Annotated in this window: 19 protein-coding genes; 12 read left to right on the forward strand and 7 right to left on the reverse strand. The window is 70.7% G+C overall.

Going from position 1 to position 21,430, the window contains the following annotated elements; all coding sequences use genetic code 11:
• Positions 1-6 precede the first annotated feature (6 nt).
• The 3 genes from ACH34S_RS18615 to ACH34S_RS18625 form a co-directional block, all read right to left on the reverse strand.
• Positions 7-1,692 carry an RNA polymerase sigma factor gene (locus ACH34S_RS18615; protein WP_395953916.1) on the reverse strand — a complete coding sequence of 562 codons (1,686 nt, stop codon included), beginning with the start codon at positions 1,690-1,692 and terminating at the stop codon, positions 7-9.
• 254 nt (positions 1,693-1,946) lie between these two features.
• The gene (locus tag ACH34S_RS18620) at positions 1,947-4,124 is read right to left on the reverse strand and encodes a SpoIIE family protein phosphatase (RefSeq protein ID WP_395953917.1); all 2,178 of its coding nucleotides are present in this window, start codon (positions 4,122-4,124) and stop codon (positions 1,947-1,949) included.
• 340 nt (positions 4,125-4,464) lie between these two features.
• Positions 4,465-5,055, reverse strand: coding sequence for an HhH-GPD-type base excision DNA repair protein (locus ACH34S_RS18625; RefSeq protein ID WP_395953918.1), 591 nt, complete (start codon positions 5,053-5,055; stop codon positions 4,465-4,467).
• Positions 5,056-5,148: 93 nt separating this feature from the next.
• On the opposite strand from ACH34S_RS18625, the gene ACH34S_RS18630 reads away from it, so the two are divergent.
• From ACH34S_RS18630 to ACH34S_RS18675, 10 genes are all read left to right on the forward strand, one after another.
• Positions 5,149-5,853, forward strand: a complete 705-nt coding sequence (locus ACH34S_RS18630; protein WP_395953919.1) for a molybdopterin-dependent oxidoreductase — start codon at positions 5,149-5,151, stop codon at positions 5,851-5,853.
• 40 nt (positions 5,854-5,893) lie between these two features.
• On the forward strand, positions 5,894-6,547 hold the full coding sequence (locus ACH34S_RS18635) for a cytochrome b/b6 domain-containing protein (RefSeq protein ID WP_395953920.1): 654 nt from the start codon (positions 5,894-5,896) through the stop codon (positions 6,545-6,547).
• A gap of 66 nt (positions 6,548-6,613) precedes the next feature.
• Positions 6,614-6,862: a hypothetical protein gene (locus tag ACH34S_RS18640; RefSeq protein WP_395953921.1), complete on the forward strand. Its 249-nt coding sequence runs from the start codon at positions 6,614-6,616 to the stop codon at positions 6,860-6,862.
• 178 nt (positions 6,863-7,040) lie between these two features.
• Positions 7,041-8,579: a hypothetical protein gene (locus tag ACH34S_RS18645; RefSeq protein WP_395953922.1), complete on the forward strand. Its 1,539-nt coding sequence runs from the start codon at positions 7,041-7,043 to the stop codon at positions 8,577-8,579.
• Between the two features lie 101 nt (positions 8,580-8,680).
• Positions 8,681-10,180, forward strand: coding sequence for a TY-Chap domain-containing protein (locus ACH34S_RS18650; protein WP_395953923.1), 1,500 nt, complete (start codon positions 8,681-8,683; stop codon positions 10,178-10,180).
• Between the two features lie 62 nt (positions 10,181-10,242).
• Positions 10,243-11,784 (forward strand): TY-Chap domain-containing protein, encoded by a 1,542-nt coding sequence (locus ACH34S_RS18655; RefSeq protein ID WP_395953924.1) that lies wholly within the window; start codon positions 10,243-10,245, stop codon positions 11,782-11,784.
• A complete protein-coding gene (locus ACH34S_RS18660; RefSeq protein ID WP_395953925.1) occupies positions 11,781-12,149 on the forward strand; it encodes a hypothetical protein in 369 nt (122 codons plus the stop codon). Before ACH34S_RS18655 ends, ACH34S_RS18660 begins: the two co-directional genes overlap by 4 nt.
• Before the next feature lie 47 nt (positions 12,150-12,196).
• Complete coding sequence (locus tag ACH34S_RS18665) at positions 12,197-12,949, forward strand: LamB/YcsF family protein (protein ID WP_395953926.1); 753 nt, start codon at positions 12,197-12,199, stop codon at positions 12,947-12,949.
• Positions 12,946-13,560 (forward strand): 5-oxoprolinase subunit PxpB, encoded by a 615-nt coding sequence (pxpB, locus tag ACH34S_RS18670; RefSeq protein WP_395953927.1) that lies wholly within the window; start codon positions 12,946-12,948, stop codon positions 13,558-13,560. Before ACH34S_RS18665 ends, pxpB begins: the two co-directional genes overlap by 4 nt.
• Positions 13,561-13,573: 13 nt before the next feature.
• Positions 13,574-14,422, forward strand: coding sequence for a biotin-dependent carboxyltransferase family protein (locus ACH34S_RS18675; RefSeq protein ID WP_395953928.1), 849 nt, complete (start codon positions 13,574-13,576; stop codon positions 14,420-14,422).
• A 10-nt stretch (positions 14,423-14,432) separates the two neighbouring features.
• Here the strand turns inward: ACH34S_RS18675 and ACH34S_RS18680 are convergent, their stop codons facing one another.
• The 3 genes from ACH34S_RS18680 to ACH34S_RS18690 are packed head-to-tail and all read right to left on the reverse strand — an operon-like array spanning position 14,433 to position 19,000.
• Positions 14,433-15,170: a histidine phosphatase family protein gene (locus tag ACH34S_RS18680; protein WP_395953930.1), complete on the reverse strand. Its 738-nt coding sequence runs from the start codon at positions 15,168-15,170 to the stop codon at positions 14,433-14,435.
• Positions 15,171-15,227: 57 nt separating this feature from the next.
• The gene (locus tag ACH34S_RS18685) at positions 15,228-16,313 is read right to left on the reverse strand and encodes a winged helix DNA-binding domain-containing protein (RefSeq protein ID WP_395953931.1); all 1,086 of its coding nucleotides are present in this window, start codon (positions 16,311-16,313) and stop codon (positions 15,228-15,230) included.
• 56 nt (positions 16,314-16,369) lie between these two features.
• Complete coding sequence (locus ACH34S_RS18690; RefSeq protein ID WP_395953933.1) at positions 16,370-19,000, reverse strand: AAA family ATPase; 2,631 nt, start codon at positions 18,998-19,000, stop codon at positions 16,370-16,372.
• Between the two features lie 279 nt (positions 19,001-19,279).
• Here ACH34S_RS18690 and ACH34S_RS18695 point away from each other — a divergent pair, with 279 nt between their 5' ends.
• Together ACH34S_RS18695 and ACH34S_RS18700 are read left to right on the forward strand one after the other, a co-directional pair.
• Complete coding sequence (locus tag ACH34S_RS18695; RefSeq protein WP_395953982.1) at positions 19,280-19,954, forward strand: ribonuclease HII; 675 nt, start codon at positions 19,280-19,282, stop codon at positions 19,952-19,954.
• A gap of 73 nt (positions 19,955-20,027) precedes the next feature.
• Positions 20,028-20,660 carry an endonuclease gene (locus ACH34S_RS18700; RefSeq protein WP_395953934.1) on the forward strand — a complete coding sequence of 211 codons (633 nt, stop codon included), beginning with the start codon at positions 20,028-20,030 and terminating at the stop codon, positions 20,658-20,660.
• Between the two features lie 45 nt (positions 20,661-20,705).
• Here the strand turns inward: ACH34S_RS18700 and ACH34S_RS18705 are convergent, their stop codons facing one another.
• Positions 20,706-21,368: a nitroreductase family protein gene (locus ACH34S_RS18705; RefSeq protein ID WP_395953935.1), complete on the reverse strand. Its 663-nt coding sequence runs from the start codon at positions 21,366-21,368 to the stop codon at positions 20,706-20,708.
• Positions 21,369-21,430 lie beyond the last annotated feature (62 nt).

The raw sequence follows: 21,430 nt of genomic DNA on the forward strand, positions 1-21,430 counted from the left end.
GAAGGATCAGTCGAGGTAGTCGCGCAGGACCTGGGAACGGGACGGGTGGCGCAGCTTCGACATGGTCTTGGACTCGATCTGCCGGATGCGCTCCCGGGTCACCCCGTACACCTTGCCGATCTCGTCCAGCGTCTTCGGCTGGCCGTCGGTGAGGCCGAACCGCATCGACACCACGCCCGCCTCGCGCTCGCTGAGCGTGTCCAGGACGGAGTGCAGCTGCTCCTGCAGGAGCGTGAAGCTGACCGCGTCCGCCGGGACGATGGCCTCGGAGTCTTCGATGAGGTCGCCGAACTCGCTGTCGCCGTCCTCGCCCAGGGGCGTGTGCAGGGAGATGGGCTCGCGGCCGTACTTCTGGACCTCGACGACCTTCTCAGGGGTCATGTCGAGCTCCTTGGCGAGCTCCTCCGGGGTGGGCTCGCGGCCCAGATCCTGGAGCATCTGGCGCTGCACGCGCGCGAGCTTGTTGATGACCTCGACCATGTGCACCGGGATGCGGATGGTGCGGGCCTGGTCGGCCATCGCGCGGGTGATCGCCTGCCGGATCCACCAGGTGGCGTAGGTGGAGAACTTGTAGCCCTTGGTGTAGTCGAACTTCTCGACCGCGCGGATCAGGCCGAGGTTGCCCTCCTGGATCAGGTCCAGGAACAGCATGCCGCGTCCGGTGTAGCGCTTGGCCAGCGACACCACCAGCCGGAGGTTGGCCTCCAGGAGGTGGTTCTTGGCGCGGCGGCCGTCCTCGGCGATCCACTCGAAGTCTTCGAGATCTTCCTCGGTCATCGCGGAACCGGCGACGGCGAGCCGCTCCTCGGCGAAGAGCCCGGCCTCGATGCGCTTGGCGAGCTCGACCTCCTGCTCGGCGTTGAGCAGCGGGACCTTGCCGATCTGCTTGAGGTAGTCCTTGACCGGGTCGGCGGTGGCGCCGGCGGCCGCGATCTGCTGCGCGGGCGCGTCCTCGTCGTCGTCGCCGAGGGTGAAGCCCTCCTCCTCGGCGGGCGGGCCGTCGGCCGGCTTGCCGGCGGCGGCGGGCGCCGCCTTCGCCGCGGGCGCGGCGGCGACCTCGTCCTCCTCGGCCTCGGGGGTCTCCACGGCCTCGGGGGCCGGGTCGTCCTCAAGGTCGACGTCGAGGTCGGCGAGGTCGGCGTCGAGATCGACCTCGACGTCGTCCTCGACGTCCGGGTCGTCGGACGCCTTCTTGGCGGCGGGCTTGGCCGGGCCGGGCTTGGCGGCCTGCGCCGCGCCCTTCTTCGGCTGCGCGGCCTTCTTGGACTTGGCGCCCTTCGCGGGCGCGGCCTTCTTCGGCGGCGCGGGCTTGGGGGCCGCGGGACGCGGCTCGGCCACGATCTCCTCGGCGACCGCCTCGACGGCGTCGTCCCCGACGACCGCGGTCACCGTGTCGGGCTGCTCCTTGGCGGCAGCGGCGGTCTTGGGCCTGCGCACCGGCTGCGACGCGCGCTTGCGCGGACGCTTGGGCGCCGCGGAGTCGGCAGCGCTCACCATGACGGTCACACCCTCCTTGCTGAGGCTCCGCAGAATGCTGGAGGCCGCTGACACGGGGATGTCGGCCTCCTCGAACGTACGTCGTACGTCGTCGGCTTCGAGGCGATTGCCCTGGGACCGTCCACGCTCGATCAGTTGCGCGATGACGTGATCGTGCAGATCTGACGCTTTCGAGGTCGAGCTAGCAGGCGACACAAATACCTCTCGAACGAACGTGTGGCTTGGCTGACCCAAGTGCCCTGACGGGCCCGGCCTCACACTGTGTGGGACCGCACACGGAGCGGACCTCCCGGTGCGGGACCGCAGCGTACCCGCTCTCATTGGGTCAAGCATTCTGGCACTGCTGCGCATTCCGCCTGTGAAGTCCTACCCGGTAACTCTCCACCTTAGAGGGCCCGGGGCGGTCCTTCGTACGTGCTCCGCCGTCATCGCGTCGTCTTCGGCGCGGTTCAGGCGGGCTTGGGCGGGACGTGCAGGGCAAGCACGGTCACATCGTCTACCTGCTCATACCCGGCAAGCATCCGATCGACCAGGAAGTCGACGAGTCTCTCGGGATCTCCTACCACTTCAGGTGGGGCGTCCGCCGCAACGGCGACCAGCTCCTCCAGCCCTGCGTCCACCCCACGCCTACGGTTCTCCACAAGTCCATCGGAATAGAACACCACAGTGTTGCCGGTATCGATGGAAAAACTTGTCTGCTGTCGCTCGCTCGGCCAGCCGAGAGGGGTTCCCGGCTCCCGCGTGCTGACGCGCGCGGGCGTGTCGGGCGAGATCAGGAGGGGCGGCGGATGGCCGGCGTTGCTGAACTCGCCCTGTCCGGTCTCGGGGTCGATCACCACGTAGGCGACGGTGGTGAACTGCTCTTCGTCTTCGGTGGCGCTGAACAGCCGGTCCAGCCCGGCGAGGACGGCGGCGGGGCGCGGGTCGTTCAGCGCGAGGGCGCGCAGGGCGTTGCGGACGCGTCCCATGCCCGCCGCGGCGAGGACGCCCTTGCCCATGACGTCGCCGACGGCCACGGCGAGGCGGCGGTCGGGGAGCCGGAACACGTCGTACCAGTCGCCGCCGACCTGGACGTGCCGTGTCGCGGGGTTGTAGCGGGCGGCCAGGACCATGCCCGGCAGCTGCGGGAGATCGCTGGGCAGGAGGCTGCGCTGGAGTTCCTCCGCCGTCTTGTGCTCGCGTTCGAACAGCAAGGCGCGTTCCACGGCCAGCGCGCACTGACCGGCGAGGGCCTCCAGGAAGACCCGCTCCTCCTCGGTGATCTCCCTGGGCCGGGTGAACGAGAAACGGAGTGCGCCTATGGGCGCGCCTGCGGCGAGCAGCGGAAGCCCCACCCAGGCGCGTTCTTCGGTGTGCTGGGCGAACAGATCCTTCTCACCGTGGCCGAGCTGCAAGCGCAGGCTGTCGGGATGCTCGGCCAGGAACGGACGGCTCTCGCGCACCGCCACCGACATGACGGTCTGGTCGCTGACCTTGATCTCGTCGCGGGAGGCGGGACTGGACTCGCCTTCGGCGCCCGGCTGCGAGGGCGCCACGATGCTGAGGCGGAGCTTGTCGTCGTCCAGAAGCGCCACGGCGGAGTAGTCGGCGCCGATGGCCGACCGTCCGACCTCGGTGATGACCTGGACGACCTGGGACACGGTCAGCGCCTCGGCGAGCATGGAGGTGGCCTGCTGGAGGCGCGCCGTGCGCAGCGCCGCCGCCGACAGCTGCTCGGTCAGCCGCCCGCGCATCTCCTCGGCCTCGCGCTGCCCGGTGACGTCGGTATTGGCACCGACCCACTCGATGACCGCGTCGCCCCGCCAGATGGGCACGGCGCGGACGTCGAAGTGCCGGTAGGTGCCGCTCTTGGTGCGGATCCGGTAGTTGGTCTCGAAGACCCGGTTCTCCTCGACGCACTCGCCCCAGGCGGCCTCGATGCGGGGACGGTCCTCGGGGTGGACCACGGCCAGCCAGCCGCCGACCGCGTAGTCGTCCGGCGCCTGGCCGGTGATCGCACGCCACTCGGGCGCGTCGTCGATGACCCCGCCGTCCGGGGCGGCGACCCAGACCACCTGGGCGCTGGCCTCCACGAGCGAGCGGTAGCGCTGCTCCTTGCGGCGGATGACCTCCTCGGCCCTACGCCGTTCGGTCACGTCCAGCGCGGTCAGGACGACGCCCAGGTAATTGCCGTCGGCGCCCTTGGCGGGCAGCCACGAGCAGGCCAGGATGCGCTCCTCGAACGCCGTCGCCAGGTCTGCCGCGTCACCGGGGGTCACGGGCGGTGCCGGGGCCTCCGTGCCGTCCTGCTCGGCCGTGGCGGGCTCGGCGACGGGGACGACCAGGTCGAGATCGCTCAGCGGACGGTTCTCGTCGATCACCTTGCGGAGCGCCGACTCGAACGCCGTCGCCAGCGCCTCCGGCAGGACCTCACCGGGCCGTCGCTGCTGCAGATCGCCCACGGGCACGCCCAGGAGCGCCGCGAGCGCGTCGTTGGCTCTGCGGCAGCGCAGATCGCGGTCGAAGAACGCGAGGCCCGCGGGGGCCTCGGTGAGCAGCGTCGCGTACAGCGCGGCGTCCGACGCATCCATGGGCTGCCCCTCCACCCCTGAGACGCGGGGATGCGGGACGGACGTCTCGGTGCTCATGGACAACACCTCCGCCCCAGAGGGTCCCGTACCGCGCGGCAAGTTTTCATCACTATGAGTGAATGGGAGCAGGCTAGCGCTCCCGCCTCCATCACAACACCGTTCGGAGTCAGGTATTCATCATCCCGATGGTTCGCCGCGTACGGAAGCCCTGATGAACATCCTTGTCCCCTTCGGCCCCCGGCGAACACGTCGGATTCGGACACCGTCGTGGAGGACACGGGAGGCGGTCCGCCAGGACGGCGAGTAGGAGATGTTACGGCGCCCGGGGGTCACAGGGCGTCAACTCGGCTCGTTCGGCGAGTTCCGGCCAGCGCCTCCCGCCGATACCGGGACGCTCCTATTTCGCGGCCTTGGCCGCCTTCGCCGCGGACTTCTGCTCCTGCTTGAACGCGCGGACCTGGGCGAGCGACTCGGGGCCGGTGATGTCGGCGACGGACCGGTGGGAGCCCTCCTCGCCATAGGCTCCTGCGGCCTCGCGCCACCCCTCCGGCCGGATCCCGTACTGCTTGCCGAGCAGCGCCACGAAGATCTGCGCTTTCTGCTTGCCGTACCCGGGGAGGGCGTTGAGGCGCTTGAACAGTTCCTTGCCGCTGTCCACGCCCTTCCACAGCTTCTCGGCGTCCCCGTCGTAGTTGTCCACGAGGTATTGGCACAGCTGCTGGACCCGCTTGGCCATGGAACCGGGGTACCGGTGGACGGCGGGCTTCTCCGACAGCACCGCCGCGAACCGCTCGGGGTCGTGCGCGGCGATCTCGTGCGCGTCCAGGTCGTCGGAGCCGAGCCGCTGGGCGATGGTGTAGGGGCCGGTGAAGGCCCACTCCATCGGGACCTGCTGGTCGAGCAGCATGCCGACCAGCGCGGCCAGCGGGCTGCGTCCGAGCAGTTCGTCGGCTTCCGGACGCTGGGTGAGATGAACCTTCGTGGCCATGGGCCCAGCTTAGAGCCGGTCCATTTCTGTCAGAAGTCTTACGGGCCTGACCGGAACCTGGCGTGGGACGTGCCCTGGTGCTCGAATGAAAAGGTGAGCGAGGACGAACGGGCCGAGGGGGCTCCCGTGGGTCGGCGGGTGGTTCTCGGGATGCTCGGTCTTGGCGCGGTCGGGGTCGCCGTAGGGGCGTCCGTTCAGGACGGCGTGAGCCGTGCCCTGGCGCCGGTGGGGCCGATCGGAGACATCCTCCCGGCGGCCGGAGGGTTCCGCTACTACTCCGTCACCGGGAGCGTGAAGCGGCGCAGTGCGGACACCCACCGCGTGACCGTCGGTGGCTTTGTCGACAAGCCCCAGTCGTTCGGGATGGCCGATCTGGCGCGGTTCCCCCAGACGGTGCTCGACAAGGATTTCCAATGCGTGACGGGCTGGCGCGTGCCGGACGTGCGCTGGGTGGGCGTGGCCCTTCCCGATCTGCTGGACGCGGTGGGGGTGTCGCGCAAGGCCCGTGCCGTGCGGTTCACGTCGTTCGACGGCGTCTACACGGAGTCGCTGACCCTGCAGCAGGCGCGCCGGCGGGACGTCATCGTGGCGACGCAGATGGAGGGCAAGCCCGTCACGCACGACCACGGCGGGCCGACGCGCCTCTACGTGGCGCCCATGTACGGCTACAAGTCGCTGAAGTGGCTCGGTGGCATCGAACTGACCGACAAGGTCATTCCCGGTTACTGGGAGAACCTCGGCTACGACGTCGATGCCTGGGTGGGTCGGTCGAACGGGCGGGATGATGCGCCGACGTGACACGGCCCCGTCCGAACGCACGTGGTTGTTGCGGTTCACCGTGGCGGAGCGATCGATCCACCATGTGACGGCGTTGCTGATGCTGATCTGCCTGGTGACCGGCGCCTGCCTGTATCTGCCGATGCTGTCGACGTTGGTGGGTCACCGGGAGGTGCTCAAGACCGTCCATGTGTGGTGCGGGTTCGCGTTGCCGGTGCCCATCGTGCTCGGTCTCGCGTCCCGCGCCTTCAGGGCCGACCTGAGACGGCTCAACAGATTCGCTCCGCACGACTGGGAGTGGCTGAAGCGCCGTGACCGCAGGGCCGTGCAGGGCGGTCGCGGAGTCATTCCCGTGGGGAAGTTCAACGCGGGGCAGAAGCTGAACGCGGCGTTCACCGCAGGGGCGATTCTGCTGATGCTCGGCACCGGCGAGATCATGACGTTCCCCGATCCCTGGGGAGACCGGTGGCGGACGGGCGCCACGTTCGTCCACGACTGGCTCTTCCTGATCGTCGTCGTGGTGACGGTGGGGCACCTGTGGGAGGCGTTCCGGGACCGTGGCGCGATGGGCGCGATGCTGACGGGGCGCGTGGAGCCCGATTGGGCGGCACGGCACCACGCGGGCTGGGCGAACGCCGCGGACGACGCCGCAGATGAGGACGCCGCGGATGGGGACGGCTCAGAATTTGCCGGACGGCGTCCTGATATCTATTGACTCTCTCCGCAGAAGCGCTGGAATGGGACATCGAGAGCTACCCCGTGCGCGCGGAGGTGTGCGCTGATGCCTGCACTGGCCGGTCACCGGAGCGAGACCCGCGACGCGCTCGAACGCCGCCTCTGCGAGGAGTTCGCGACCTTCTCCGCGGACACCGTGCGGCGGTGTGTGGGCGACGTCCAGGCCTGCATGTCCCACCTCGGTCTGGAGGCCACGCCCGCCAGCGTCGAGCGGATGGCGCGTGAGCATCTCACCGGCATCCTGAAATCGGAACCGCCCTCCGGACGCGCCCCGGCCGGCGGGCCCGACGGCTGAGCGGCCCCTTCGCAGGTTCCAGGTCACCGCCGTGCCCGTTCGGACGTGTCCTGGACAGCGCCCGCGGCTGATCTGAGAGGCTAGAAGGGTGAATCCCCGCCGCCACCATCGTTCCTCCGGGGAACCGGGCCGAGAGGGATCGACACCCCCCGACGAGGTCACCGCGATCTTCGACGGCATGCTGCAGCATGCCCGCGAGCTGCTGGCCGTCCGCAGCCCCCTCGACGCCGAGCTCATCGTCAGCGAGATCCTCGGCTCGTGGTGGGCGAAGCGGGTGCCGGACGGCGACGTCGAAGAGATCATCGGCGAGGCGCTGGTCGACTACGCGGGGACGGCGGGAACGCCGGCCGCGCTGGCGCTGCTCATCGGAATCGCCTACATGGGCACCCCGCGCCAGGCCGCCAAGGCCGAGCGCGCGGCGCTGGAGCTGATGGGCAAGGGCGTCGCCAGGCCGGGATGGGCCGACCGGGTGGGGATGGTCGCGCCCGAAGAGTGCTTCGTGTCCAGGGACGTCTACGGCGACCAGGACTCCATCGTCTGCACCTACACCTACGGGGGCACAGAACGCCACGCCCTGGTCATCCTGGTCGATCGAAACAAAGCCGGGGCCCTCCCTCAGGCCGGTGACCCGTTCGCCAGGGCCGCGCGTACGACGCGTCCGCCGATGCCCGGGATGGTCAGGGACGCCTGGGTCTCCTCCAAGGTCGACAGGCTCCTGGAGCATTGCCGCCGTGAGGGCCGCGACAACCCGCTGATGCGGTTCGAGACCCTCGACTCGCGGGACGCAAGGGCGCTGCTGCAGAGCGCACTGGATCTCACCGACAACACCGACGAGCCGCCGGTGAACGAGAACTTCGGCACCTATCACGCCTTCGTCCGCGCGCGTGTGGACATCCTGCCGCCCGGTGGGCGCCTCCCCCAGGCACCGGTGTACGGGCGAGACAGGCGCGCGACGATCGCGGCGAGGTTCCTCGCGTCGGACGAGGCCGAGGAACTGTCCGACCGCTCCGCCGCCAGCCGGTGCGTCGACCGCATCATCGAGTACGGCTGCACCCACGACTTCGGGCGGCCACTGCGGGTCAGCCCCGTCAAGTGCGAGATGTTCCTGCTCGATTGGCTGCCCCGGAAGGTTCTGCTGTCCCCCAGCGAACAGGAAGCCGTCCCCCACGTGCTGGCGGCGTGGGTGCGGTGGGCGGGCAAACGCACAGGGCTGCCCGAGGAGGGCATCAGGGCGACGCTGGACGCCCTGTGGGACGCCACCGCGAAATTCGCCGAGGCCTACCGCGACCCGTCCGCATTCGGTCTCGATCGTGACCTGGTCGACCGGCTGCTACCGGACGGCGACCTCGAGGCACTGCCCCGGCGTGCGTTCGCCCTTCCGTTCCTGTCCGGTACCCACCGGCGCTCCGGGCGGCACGGTTACATCAACCTGTCGACCCTGGACCCTGCCGACCCCGACGACCGCCGCGTCATCCTGGAGTTCGAGCACCCCGGCGCGGACGAAGAACACCTGAACGCGCACGAACGCCTTGCCGAACGTCTGTGGGCCGGCGAGCCCCCGCAGCTGTGGGATACCGCACAATCATTGCTCGACATCGGTTACGAACGGCACGAGATCCTGCACAAACTCATCGACGTCCTGGACCGCTGCGGGGCCGATCCAGAGGCGCTGCGCGAGGCCCTGCACGTGCTGCGTCACGAACCCCCACCGGAGTGAACTCCCGGTTTGCACGCGGCGTCCCCGGCGGTAATCATCGGTTCCCGGGCATGGTCTCGCGGGGGCCCGGGGGGCCCGGCCTCCGGTCGTAGGGAGTGATCTTGTTGGAGTGGTCCGAGTTCGCCCGGCGGCTGGGTCGTGAGCTGGCGGGTCTCGAACGGGACACCATCCTCATCGTGCGGGAGCGCGATGAGAGCCGGCACTACGTGCAGGCCATGCGCGAGCCCGACCGGCTCTACGCCGAGGCCGTCAGCAACAACTTCCTCGACGGCCCGCTGCTGCTCACGCTGGCCGACGAGGAGGTCATGAGCGACGCGGGCTGGCGCCCGCCGGCCGAGCCCGCCCCGCGCAACTGGTGGACGGAGCTGCCGGAGTTCGGCACGCCCGGCGGGATGCTGTCGGTGACCGGCCTCGACTTCTCGCGGCTGGCCGACGTCATGGTCACCGCCCTGCGCGACGTCCAGGGCGTCAGGCGGCCGTCCGACCTCGTGTACGAGTCGTTCCACCGGCACGGCACCGGGCTGATAGAGCTCACCGACTTCGGCATCGACGTGGCCGACCCGTCGCGCGTGAACAAGCGCCGCGCCTCGTCCGGCCGAGCGTCCGGCGACCTGCTCGCCGATACGGGCCCGCTTCCCTCCGTGTCGTCGCCTGGGGGGACTCCCTTGGCGCCGGAGGTCCGCCCAAGCACGGACGTCGATCTCCTCGAACCACGCCTGGCCGAGGCCAAGGCGAACGGCGACAACACCGCGTACTTCAGGCTGCTGGCCAATGCCGACCTGGTGCTCCCGGCCACGGCGCCCGCGGTGGAGGATCCCGACCGCGCCGAATTCCCCACGATCACGATCGGCAGCAGCACCTACGTGACGGTGTTCACCTCGCCGGGCGCCCTGGCCCGCACCGGCGACCGGCACCCCGGCCTCTACCGGCGCACCTCGTTCGCCCGGCTGGCGTCCGGCTGGCCGGACCCCACCTGGCGGCTGGCGATCAACTGGGGGCTGCCCAGCGAGGTCCTTCTGGACTCGTCGGTCATCTCCCGCATAGACGCGGGAGCGGGGGCGGCGCCGTCCCTCGCGCCGGACGCGCCCAACCCGTACGGGAAGGTCGACCCCAACGCGCTCGCCGGGCCCAACCCCGTCGCCGGTGGCGCGATCCCGGCGGTCAACGGTTCGGCCCCTGCCGTCGACCGGCCGCACGAAGACTCCCACACCGCCATCGACCCGTACACCACCGCCGATCTGCGGGCCGCCCTAGGGACGGGCACCGGCGAGCCGGAGAGCGCCATGCGGGAGAACTTCCCGCAGGAGCCCGTCGCGCCGAAGCCCGCCGAACCGAAGCCCGCCGAACCGGATCCCGTGGAGGCCGAGAGCGTCCCGGTGGAGAACGCGGCAGCACTTCCTCTGGGTGCCCCGACGAACAAGCAGCCCGCCGCAGGTGCCCCACAGCCGCCTACGGGCGTCCCGTTGCGTCCGTCCCATGGGACCCGCCTCTGGCTCTCGGCCGGTGAGGGCGACCAGACGCCGCTCGCGGTCTACGACGCCGTCGGCGGTGTGTGGGCGCCGGTACAGGCCGATGCCGTCCCGGCACCGCGAACCGACTGACGCGCGTTCGGCTACCGTCTGGTAGGCATTTCCTCCGCCCCCCGGACGCGAGAGTGGATCCTGTGGACTGGAACGACTTCGCCATGCGGCTGACGCTGGAACTGTCGCGCCTGCCCGTCACGTCGTTCGTCATCGTGCAAGGGCCGAGCGGGCTGCCCTACGTCCAGGCGATGAGGTCCGAGGGGCTGTTCGACGCCGAGGCCGTCGGCAGCGCGTTCCTGCCCCGTCCGCTGGCCCCGCGGCAGGAGCGGCGGCTGAGGGCGCTGGGCTGGGAGCCGCCGGACGAGGAGGAGCGCAAGAACTGGTGGCAGCAGTTCATTCTGCGCGACCACCGCGATCGCAGAGGCCGCCGTGACCGCCGTGACCGCCGTGGCCAGCGCGACCGCGACGACCGGGTCACGGCGGAGCATCTGGAGGCGTCCGCCCTCCTCGCCGGGCTGATAGTCGGGGCGTTCCGCGACGCCTACCACATCGAGTCGCCGCTGGAACTCGTCTACCAGGCGAGCCGGTCCGGGCCGGAGGGCGGTCCGCTGGCGCTGCCGGGGCTCGGCATCCCGCTGGCCCTGCCCGAGTCTGAGAACGGCTCCGCCACGCGACCCGACGGCCCGTCTACCTTCGGTCTGGAGACCGCGCTCGCCGAGGCCCGTGAACGCGGCGACCAGCACGGGTACCTGGATCTGCTGGCACGCGCCGTCCTGTATCTGCCCGCCCCAGGGGATGCGGGAGCCGCCGACCACCAGTTCGCCACGGCGCGGTTCGGCGACGGGACGTTCGTGCTGGCGTTCACCTCGCCCGAGGCCATGGACCACTCCCTGCAAGGGCAGGCCGCGCACCACCGGGAGGCGTCCCTGGCGGAGCTGGCGCGCGGCTGGCCGCATCCGGAGTGGCGGCTCGCGATCAACCCGGGCCTGCCGAGCGCGTCCTACCTGGATGCGAGCTCGCTCCTCGAACCCGCCGAGCCCGCCCGAAGCCAGGCCGTCGGAAGCGAGGCCCCATCGGAGCCCTCGCCGGGCGACTCCGGCGCGGTCCTGACGGCTCCCAGGCCGCCGGAGAGCCTCTCGCCGCCACCGGCCGAACCTCGGGTGCCGTCCGGCGTTCCCGAGGCCTCAGAGGCGCTCACAAGCCCGCTCGGTGCTCCAGCGCCGCAGGACGCGGTGCCCACGACACGAGAGCGCCGGCCCGCGAACCGCGCGCCAGAGGTCGTGATCATGCAGAAGGCGGTGCGTCCCGAGCACGTCCGGCACTACCTGGACGGCGGCTACGACCTGGTCGCCGGGCATGTGCACCGGGTCGAGGACGTCGCGGCGATGACCACGCCGGAGGCGCTGGTCAACGGGCTCGGGCTGCTGTACGAGGGCTCGCCGTTCACGCCCGCCGACGAGGAGATCTTCCTGATCCGCTGGCCGGCGGCGAAGCCTGCGCTGTTCCGGCAGTCCCAGGCGCCGGTCGACGGGGCGGGCGTCCCCGGGTTCAGGATCGAGAGCCAGCGGCTGCCGCACGGCGCCGGGCTGTACCGGCTCGCCGCCGGAACGGAGTCGCTGGTGGCGTCCTACGACGCCGATCTGCGCAGGTGGCTCGTGAAGCTGCCAGGAGGATCGGGATGAACGTCCGGCACGGCTTCTACGCGGGCTGGCACGGCGCCGAATACGAGGCCAGCCCAGACGGAGACCTGGTCCGGCTCTACAGCGCACAGCCCGCCGACGGCTTCGGGCGCGTGTCGCCGGACCGGTACGTCCAGGTGGTACCGCTCTCGGACGTGGACCACCTGCGGTACGTCACGACGCACTGCACCTGGCGCGGCGAGCAGTTCGTCGTACTGGGCGAGCACGACGGCTGGCTGCGCGTGGAGTACAGCGGCGACGATGCGCCTGTGGCGGAGCGGCTGGGACTGGAGCTTTTCGACCGGGGTGTGTACCAGGGCTGGGCGTCCAGGCATGAGGTGGAGGACGTGCGCGAGGACATCGTCTGAAGAGGGGACATCGTCTGAAGCGCGGTGATCGGTGGTAGGTCTTTGGCATGGCGGTCATCGACATCAACGCCGACCTGGGCGAGGGGTTCGGCATCTGGGAGCTCGGCGACGACCTGGCGCTGCTCGACGTCATCACGAGCGCGAACGTGGCGTGCGGGTTCCACGCGGGCGATCCGGTCATCATGCGACGGGTGTGCGCGGCGGCCGTCGAACGCGGGGTGACGATCGGCGCGCAGGTCTCGTACCGGGATCTGGCCGGTTTCGGACGCCGCGAGATGGACGTCGCCCCAGCGGAGCTGACCGCCGAGATCCTCTACCAGGTCGCCGCCCTGGACGGCATAGCGCGCGCGGAAGGCGGCCATGTGGCCTACGTGAAACCGCACGGGGCGCTGTACAACCGCGTGGCGCGCGACGCCGTCCAGGCCCGAGCTGTGGCCGACGCGGTACGGGCGTACGACCCTTCGCTTCCACTGCTGACACTGGCCGGTTCCGCTGTTAGTGACGTCGCAGAAGGGCTGACCGTGGTCGCCGAGTGTTTCGCGGACCGGGCCTATACGGCTTCCGGCCGGCTGGTGTCGCGCCGTGAACCGGGAGCCGTGGTGCACGACCGGGATGCCGTCGTCCAGCGTGCCGTCAGGATGGCCGTAGAGGGCACCGTCGTTTCCGTGGAGGGCGGAGAGGTCGTGCTGGACGCCCGTTCCATATGCGTACACGGCGACACTCCCGGCGCAGTCGAGCTGGCCCGGTCGGTACGGTCGGCACTGTCCGACGCGGGGGTCGAGCTGGAGCCGTTCGCGTGAGAGTGCGGCGCGCCGGTGACGCGGCCCTGCTCGTAGAGACCGGCGACCTTGTGACGGCGCACCGCCTGAACGCGGCCCTGCGGGACGATCCGCTGCCAGGCGTGGTGGACGTCGTCCCTGGGGAACAGACCGTGCTGGTCATCGTCGACCCGTCGGCGGACCTGGACCGTCTCGCCTCACGCCTTCCGCAACTGCGCCTCCCTGAGGACGCGGGGGAAGACATGGAGCCGGTGGAGATCCCCGTGGTCTACGACGGGGAGGACCTGGACGAGGTCTCCGCGCTGACCGGGCTGTCCCGCGACGACGTCGTCCACCGGCATGCCGCCGCCTCGTACACGGTCGCCTACCTCGGCTTCTCCCCCGGCTTCGGGTACCTGACGGGCCTCGATCCGGCGCTGCACGTGGCGCGGCGCGAGTCGCCGCGGACCTCGGTGCCCGCGGGCTCGGTGGCGATCGCGGGGCCGTACGCGGCCGTCTACCCGTCCCGGTCGCCGGGCGGCTGGCGGCTGCTCGGACGTTCCGCGCTGCGGCTGTGGGACGTCGACCGCGACCCGCCCTCGCTGCTCAGGCCGGGGACGCGCGTCCGTTTCGTGCCCAGGGAGCCTTCGTGATCGAGGTCGTGCGTTGATCGAGATCGTGCGGCCCGGGCCGCTGGCGACCGTCCAGGACCTCGGACGGCCGGGCCGCGCACATCTGGGCGTGCCGCGTTCCGGGGCCGCGGACGAGCGCGCCTTCCGGCTGGCCAACCGGCTCGTGGGCAACCCCGAAAGCGCGGCTGCCGTGGAGTTCACGCTCGGTGGGGGCGCCCTGCGTTTTCACCGGAGTTCCTGGATCGCGGTCACGGGAGCGCCTGTTCCGCTGTGCATCAATGGCCGCGCATACGGGACGAACGCACCGTGCCATGTCCGGGAGGGCGGGCTGGTCGAGTTCGGTACGCCGCCGTCCGGGTTGCGCAGCTATCTCGCCGTGCGCGGTGGGGTCGTCGTTGACGAGGTCCTTGGGAGCCGTTCCACCGACCTTCTGTCAGGGCTCGGCCCCGCACCGCTCTCGCCCGGCGACCGCCTGCCGGTGGGCTCGGCGAAGGGATTCGATGACATCGCCGTGGACGTCGCGCCCGCGCCGTCCCTGCCTGAGACTCCGGTGCTGCGCATCCTGCCCGGCCCACGCGACGACTGGTTCGCCGAGGACGCGATGGCCACGCTCACGTCCACCGCCTATGTCGTGTCGCCAGACAGCAACCGCGTGGGGGTGCGCCTGGACGGCCCGCCGCTGGTCCGCGTCCGGGAAGGCGAACTCGGCAGCGAGGGCATGGTCACCGGTTCGCTTCAGGTGCCGCCCAGTGGAATGCCCATCATCTTCCTGGCCGACCATCCGACGACCGGCGGCTATCCGGTGGTCGCCGTGCTCGCCTCAGGCGATGTGGCCGACGCCGCTCAGTTGCGTCCAGGCCAGCGGCTCCGGTTCCGCCTGTAGCACCAGGCGCCTACGTCAGGGGCGCGGCCACGGACCAGTCCAGGTGGGAGACGTCGTTGAACCCGCGGACGGACGCCACGTCACCGAGCCTCACCAGGCACGAGATGGACCCGTTGTCGGGGGCGAGGAACGCGAACGGCCTGGACCCGGTCGCGGCGGCGAGCGCCTGGGCGATCACACCGCCGTGGGTGAACACGGCGATCCTGGCACCCGCGTGCGCCGCCGCGAGGCGGGTGAGGCTCGCCTCGACCCGTCCCGCGAACGCCTCGCTGGCCTCCGCCCCAGGGATGACGTCCCAGCGCTCTTCAGCGAACAGGCGCTGCGCCACCGGATCGCCGTCGGCGACCCTCTTGCGAAACAGCCCGCCTTCCCATTCGCCGAGGTGCACCTCGCGTAGGTCGTGTTCGACGCGGGGCTCCAGTCCCAGGCGGCGTGCCAGCGGGGCCGCGGTCTGCGACGTACGACGCAGAGGCGTCACATAGATCGCGTCGAGCTTCACCTCTGCGAGCCGCTCACCGACCCGCTCCGCCTGCTCGCGTCCCTCGGGTGCGAGCCCAGGGTCGCTATGGCCGTTCACGAGCGGGAAAGGCCGGTCCGGACGGGCGGGCTCAGAGGCGCCGTGCCGGATCAGCAGAAGCTCCGCCGCACCGTCCGGAGCCTTGTAGCGCGTCTGCCGGTACACGACCGGTTCTTCTGGCTCGACCGCCTCGCCGTCGCGCCGCCCGGCCGTTTCGTCGCGATCGTCCATGGGCGGCACCCTAGATGAACGTCGGCCACTCGCTTCTACCCGGGTCGTCCGCACCTGTCAGGACAGCAGCGCATCCAGTCGGGCCAGTTCGTCCTGGAGCGGGGCGGCGGGAATGTCCTCGAAAGGCGTGACGGCCACGTCGCCGTCCTTCACCTCCCAGACGCCCGCGACGCGACCCTCGTACAGGACGACGGGAGATATCCAGCCGCCCGCGCGGCTCACGTCCTTGCGGCGCTCCGCAGGCACAAGGTAGGGCGCGCTCGTCCCGGCGCCCAGCACGTACTGGTCGAAGCCCCCGAGGAGCCGGACGGACGTGCTCGGTTCGGTGTTCAGGAGCTCGTCGCGGTGCTCGTCCAGGACGTACATCTGCACGCCCTCAACGTCGACGGTGGAGAGCCCGTCCTCGGCTGCGGCGAACCAGGACTTCACGTCCTTCTTGCGGTTCAGCTTGCGCATCAGCCAGTTGTCGAACATGTCGGGAGTGGCAGGGCCGTGTGCACCGAGGAACGCGTGAATGGCCGTCCGGGCGGCGTCCTCCATGGGCGGCAGGCCCGTCCAGCCCGGCAGCCACCGTTCCGGCGACGTGAACGTCACGCGGGTGCCCTGCGACGGCCCGTGGCAGAGGACGCCCCACCAGGCCAGGGGTTTCAGCAGGGTGCCCCAGCCGGAGGCGAGCGTTTCGGCCAGATGCCCTGAGCCGGTCCTCTCCACAACCTCCGTGGTGAGTTCTTCGCGCGTGAGGACCGCACCGTCGGCCAGCGCGCCGGTGGCGGCTTCCGCGATCGCCTCCAGATCGGCGGGCGTGGCCCCGAAATTCCGCTGCCAGACGGGCTTCTCCCAATTGCGCACGGCGGCGCACAGCACGAGATAGGCGGCGGCCTCGTCCGCGGGCAGCAGATGCAGGGTTCCGCGCATGGCCCACGTCTTGACGAGAGTCCGTTCTTCCAGAAGGGCCCGTTGCACAGCGCCTGATTCCGGAGCCATCTGCCGTACCGCCACGGCGAATTCGGCCGCCGAGGCCACCTGTGCCTGCACTCCCGCCAGCCGACGCGCTATCTGCAAAGCCGACGCGTCACCGGTGGATTCGATGAACTGCCGCCGCATCCGCCAGGCCAGCACCTGCGCCCACGTCACCGAGGTCATGCCCTGATTACAGCGCACGCGCACGACACACGGCGGCACGGCACCCGCGCCTACGGTCAGGTCAGGCGGTGGGTGAGTTCGGCGAACGCGTCGCGGACGTCCTCGGTGGTGAGGACCGTAAGATCTGCGGTGGTCGCGGCGTCACCGAGGCGTGCCGCCCGCAGCGCCCGGCGCGCGCTCGCCTTCTCGTACATGGAGCGGGCGAAGCGGCCGTTGCCCAGCTCGTCGATACGGCCCGACCCGCAGGCGCGCTGGAAGACCAGGGCGAGGTCGTCGAGGGCGCGTTCCTCCCAGCGGTCACCGCCCTCCTCGGCGATGAGCTGGGCGATGCGGAGCAGCTCGTCCGGCCCGTAGGAGGGGAAGTCGACGCGGACGTCGAATCGTGAGGCCAGCCCAGGGTTGGACGACAGGAAACGGTCCATCTCGGCCTCGTATCCCGCAAGGACGACGACGAGACGGTCACGATCGTCCTCGGCGCGCTTGAGGAGCGTCTGCACGGCCTCCGCGCCGAACGCGTCCCCGCCGGTATAGCCCGGGTTGCTCAGCGCGTACGCCTCGTCGACGAACAGCACCCCACCGAGCGCGGAGTCGACCACCTTGTTCGTCTTGAGCGCCGTCCCGCCCAGGTGCTCGCCGACCAGGTCGGCGCGCTGCGCCTCGATCACCTCCGGGCGGGCGAGGAGCCCGGCCGCGGCGAAGATGCGGCCGAGCACGCGCGCGACGGTCGTCTTGCCCGTGCCGGGCGGCCCGGTGAACACGAAATGGCGGGTCGGCGGGCGGGTGACCAGGCCCTGGGCCTGGCGCATCCGCGCGACCTGGAGCTGGGCGGCGATCTCGCGGACCTGCCGCTTCACCGGCTCGAGCCCGATCATCTGATCGAGCGAGCCGAGGGCCTCGTCGAGCGTCGGCGTCTCGGCGTAGCCGCGGTAGCGCTCGGTGACCTCGGCGAACGCGGCCTCGACGTCCTCCGCGCGCAGGGTGACCAGGTCGTCGGCGCTGGGGTTCGCCGAGCCCGTGGACGCGGACACGGCGTCGACCACGCGCACATCCCGCGCGCGCGCCGCCGCCTCCGTCAGGGACCGGACGAACCGCCCGTTGCCCAGCTCGTCGATGATGCCCCGCCGCTCGACCTCCTCGAACCGCACGGCGAGCCGCCGCCGTGCCTCCGCGTCGAGCCGGTCCTCCCGGAGGCCGGTGTGGTAGTCGGCGATCTGGAGCAGTTCGGCAGGACGGTACGACGGGAAATGCACGCGCGTGCCGAACCGTGAGGCCAGCCCAGGGTTGGAGTCGAGGAATTCGGCCATCTGCGCGTCGTATCCCGCAAGGATGATGACGAGGTTGTCGCGGTCGTCCTCCGCGCGCTTGAGGAGCGTCTGCACGGCCTCGTCGCCGAACCGGTCCGGCTGGCCCTCGGCAGAGTTGGCCAGGCTGTACGCCTCATCGATGAACAGCACCCCGCCCAGAGCGGAGTCGACGAGCCGGTTGGTCTTCAACGCCGTGGCACCGAGGAACTCACCGACGAGGTCGGCACGGTGCGCCTCGACTAGGGCGGGCTCTGGCAGCAGCCCGAAGGCGTAGAAGATTTTGGCGAGGACGCGCGCCACGGTGGTCTTGCCCGTCCCGGACGGCCCGACGAACACGAAGTGCCGCATCGGCTTCTCTGTGGGCACCCCGGCGGCGGCACGCATGTGCGCGGCCTCGATGGACGCGGCGATGGAACGGACCTGCCGTTTGACCGGCTCAAGCCCGATCATGCCCTCCAGTTCGGCGAGCGCCTCGGCGACCGATATCTCCGGTGCCCTTTCCTTACGGGTCTCCGTGGGATTCGCGCGCTCCGGGGCACTCGCGCTATCCGCCGCCTGCGCCGCGGCACGCTGCTCATGGCCCGCGTACACGGCCGTCGAAGTGCCGACCTCATCGTCCTCTGGGACGCGCCTATCAGATCTGCCGGGTCGGCTTGGCTTGTCGCCCTTGTCGAGCCTGTCGAACCGTTCGGGCCTGTCGTGTTTGTCCAGCCTGTCTGGGCGTTCGCGTCTGTCGTTGCCGGACGGGTTCCTGCGCGACGCGGACGTGCCGTCCCCTTTGGGGCCGTCCTGTTCCTGGACCCAGCCGGTCTCGTACGCCTCGGCGGGCACGGCGCGACGGGCCTGGTCCCAGCGGTAGGCGAGGAAGGCCAGAGCCGCCGCCCAGCCGGGCGCCACGCTCGCCTCCGGCAGAATCTGCGCGACGGCGGCGGTCGTCACGCCCGCCACGCTCAGCGCGAGGAGCGCGGACCGCCATGGCCTGTAGCCGCGCAGCCGGAACGCCACGAACGCGACCGGGAGCGCAAGCACAGCCAGGAACAGTGCGGGGCTCAAGTACGGCGGGTGCCCCTCGTCCGGGTAGAGGCTTCCCAGAGGGACCGACAGCGCCAGCCAGGCCAGGACAACCGCGACGACCGCCATGCCCGTGGGCGAACGCAACGTCAGGTGGACGACGACGAGCAGGATCACCGAGAACGCCGCCGCGGCGAGGACGGGCCCTTCCCCCACCACCGTGGCGGCCACGACCAACGCGACGAGCAGCACCCCGCCCAGGAACCTCACGCCCGGGGTGACCTGGAAGTAGCGCCATCGCAGGCGCTCGAATAGATCCCGTGCCGCGGCGTCCTTCGCCGGGCGGGAGCGAGACCTGCCGAACAAAGTCATCAGAAGCGAGTAAAGCGCAGGACCGCCCGGAACGGGACTCCCCGCGCGCGGTTGGTTGGCCACGGTGCCCCTGCCTGGTGCGGAACGGGCGAGACCCCGGTCCCGAGACCAGCACATTTGTAGTGTCCAGAAGTGGACGGCCACTGCACGGCCACTGCGATGATGGAGCGCATGCCGACCGACCCCACGGACGCTCTGCCCGGACTGGACGCCGGCCCTGCCGCCACCAAGGAGATCTCGCGCGTCGCGGGCTACGAGATCGAGAACGAACTGCGGGCCATGTCGTCCGGGAGCGCCCGTCCTGTCACGATCGCTGGAGTGGACGAAGTAGGACGTGGCGCCTGGGCGGGGCCAGTCGTGGTGTGCGCGGCGGTCACCGACCTGACCCCGCCGCCCGTCCTCCAGGGGCGCGGCAAGAGGACGGTCGGCCTGACCGACTCCAAGCTCCTCACCGAAGCCCACCGCGAGTCGTTCGCCGAAGTGCTGCCCGGATGGCTCGCAGGACACGCCATCGGCGCGTCCGGCCCCGAGGAGATCGACGAGGTCGGCATGACGGAGGCGCTGCGGCGCGCGGCCGTCCGCGCGCTGGAGGCACTGCCCGTCCCGCCCGACGTGGTCATCCTGGACGGCAAGCACGATTTCCTGAGCCGCCCCTGGCGGGTGCGCTGCGAGGTCAAGGCCGACCAAAGGTCCGTCACCGTCGCGGCCGCCTCCGTCTTGGCGAAGGTCCACCGTGACCGGCTGATGGCAGGGCTCGACACGGAATTCCCCGGATACGGGTTCGCGGACAGTGCGGGCTACCCCTCCCCCACCCACCAGAAGACCCTTGAGGAGTCGGGACCTACACCGCATCACCGGATGTCGTGGTCCTACCTGGACGGCCTCCCCCGCTGGCGGCACCTCAAGAAGCACCGTGACCCGCTCGCAGGAGAAGGACAGCTCAGCCTTCTGTGACCCTGCCCGGAGTCCAGGCGTGAGTCATCCTCGCCGGCTCGGGTAGGGCGGGCGAGGACAGGAGGTACATGCCATGGACACCGTCGTCAAGAAGCTGCTGCACGAGTCCGGCGAGACGTTCGCCGAAGAGGCCGGCATCACGCTGAAGGACCAGCCCGCCGCGCTTTTCAAGCTGCTCGTCCTGGCCAACCTGCTGAGCGCGCGCATCTCGTCCGACATCGCCGTCGCGGCCGCCCGCGAACTGTTCGAGGCGGGCGGCGGGACACCGCGCGGGATGAGCAAGCTGACCTGGCAGGAACGCGTCGACGCGCTCGGCCGCGGCCACTACGTCCGCTACGACGAGAGCACCGCGTCCCGCCTCGGCGACACCGCCGAGATCGTCCAGGAGAAGTACAAGGGCGATCTGCGGCGGCTCGCCATCGAGGCCGGGCGCGACCCGCACAAGGCGGCCGAGCTCCTCCAGGAGTTCCCCGGCATCGGGCCCACCGGGGTGGACATCTTCTGCCGTGAGGCCCAGTCCATCTGGCCCTGGCTGCGGCCCTACGTCGACGGCCAGGTGCGGAAGGGCGCAGAACGGCTCGGCCTGCCCACCGACGCCGACGGGCTCGCGTCCAAGGTGCCCGACAAGGACCTCGCGCGGCTCAGCGCGGCCCTGGTGCGGGTGGCCCGGGACAAGAAGCTCGCCGACGCACTCAAGGCCGCGTGAGCCGCGCAACGGTGGGCCGCGCCGTGCCTCAGCCGGACGGACGCGTCACAGGCGGACGGTGACCTCCTCGACCGGCTTGCGGGTGATGTCCGGCACCATCGCGTCGTCCGCCGGGTAGCCGACCGGGATCACCACGTACGCGCGTTCTTCCAGTGGACGGTCGCACACCTCGTTCAAGAACCTCATGGGGCTCGGCGTGTGCGTGAGCGTCGCCAGACCCGCCTGGTGCAGTCCGGCCAGGAGGAACCCTACGGCGATGCCCACCGACTCCTTCACGTAGTAGGGCCGCGGGGTCTCCGGGCCCTTGTGCACCTCGAAGACGATGATGACCGCGGGAGCGTCCTCCAGGAACGGCTTGCGCCAGTCGGTGCCCAGCGGGGCCAGCGCGTCGAGCCACTCCTGCGAGGCGCGCCGCTCGTAGAACTCCCGCTCCTCCTGCTCCGCGGCCTCCCTGAGCCTGCGCTTGCGCTCGGGGTCGGTGATCACCACGAACCGCCACGGCTGGAGGTTGGCCCCACTCGGGGCGGTCGCCGCCGCACGGATCGCATGCTCGATGACGTCCGGCGGCACCGGACGCTGGGAGAAGTCGCGCACGGTGCGCCGCAACGTCATCGAATCGGCGAACGCCTGCGCGCGCTCGACCGCCTCCTCCTGCGGGACGTCGAAATGGGGTGCCGGGACGACGGGGTACTGCCGCTCAGAGCTCATGCGACGTTCCTACCCTTGCCGCCAGGCCCGGGACAATCGGCAGCATCAGCCAACGTTCCGGG

Origin of the sequence: Actinomadura sp. 3N508 (assembly GCF_044326375.1) — a bacterium.
Taxonomy (GTDB): Bacteria; Actinomycetota; Actinomycetes; order Streptosporangiales; family Streptosporangiaceae; genus Spirillospora.

Bases quoted from the DNA above. Each gene is read 5' to 3' on its own strand.
- ACH34S_RS18625 (WP_395953918.1), bottom strand. From the start codon at position 5,055: ATGGCCACGAAGGTTCATCTCACCCAGCGTCCGGAAGCCGACGAACTG.
- ACH34S_RS18620 (WP_395953917.1), bottom strand. From the start codon at position 4,124: ATGAGCACCGAGACGTCCGTCCCGCATCCCCGCGTCTCAGGGGTGGAG.
- ACH34S_RS18705 (WP_395953935.1), bottom strand. From the start codon at position 21,368: ATGAGCTCTGAGCGGCAGTACCCCGTCGTCCCGGCACCCCATTTCGAC.
- ACH34S_RS18645 (WP_395953922.1), top strand. From the start codon at position 7,041: ATGCTGCAGCATGCCCGCGAGCTGCTGGCCGTCCGCAGCCCCCTCGAC.
- ACH34S_RS18690 (WP_395953933.1), bottom strand. From the start codon at position 19,000: ATGACTTTGTTCGGCAGGTCTCGCTCCCGCCCGGCGAAGGACGCCGCG.
- ACH34S_RS18640 (WP_395953921.1), top strand. From the start codon at position 6,614: ATGCCTGCACTGGCCGGTCACCGGAGCGAGACCCGCGACGCGCTCGAA.
- ACH34S_RS18685 (WP_395953931.1), bottom strand. From the start codon at position 16,313: ATGACCTCGGTGACGTGGGCGCAGGTGCTGGCCTGGCGGATGCGGCGG.
- ACH34S_RS18695 (WP_395953982.1), top strand. From the start codon at position 19,280: ATGTCGTCCGGGAGCGCCCGTCCTGTCACGATCGCTGGAGTGGACGAA.
- ACH34S_RS18660 (WP_395953925.1), top strand. From the start codon at position 11,781: ATGAACGTCCGGCACGGCTTCTACGCGGGCTGGCACGGCGCCGAATAC.
- ACH34S_RS18700 (WP_395953934.1), top strand. From the start codon at position 20,028: ATGGACACCGTCGTCAAGAAGCTGCTGCACGAGTCCGGCGAGACGTTC.
- ACH34S_RS18665 (WP_395953926.1), top strand. From the start codon at position 12,197: ATGGCGGTCATCGACATCAACGCCGACCTGGGCGAGGGGTTCGGCATC.
- ACH34S_RS18680 (WP_395953930.1), bottom strand. From the start codon at position 15,170: ATGGACGATCGCGACGAAACGGCCGGGCGGCGCGACGGCGAGGCGGTC.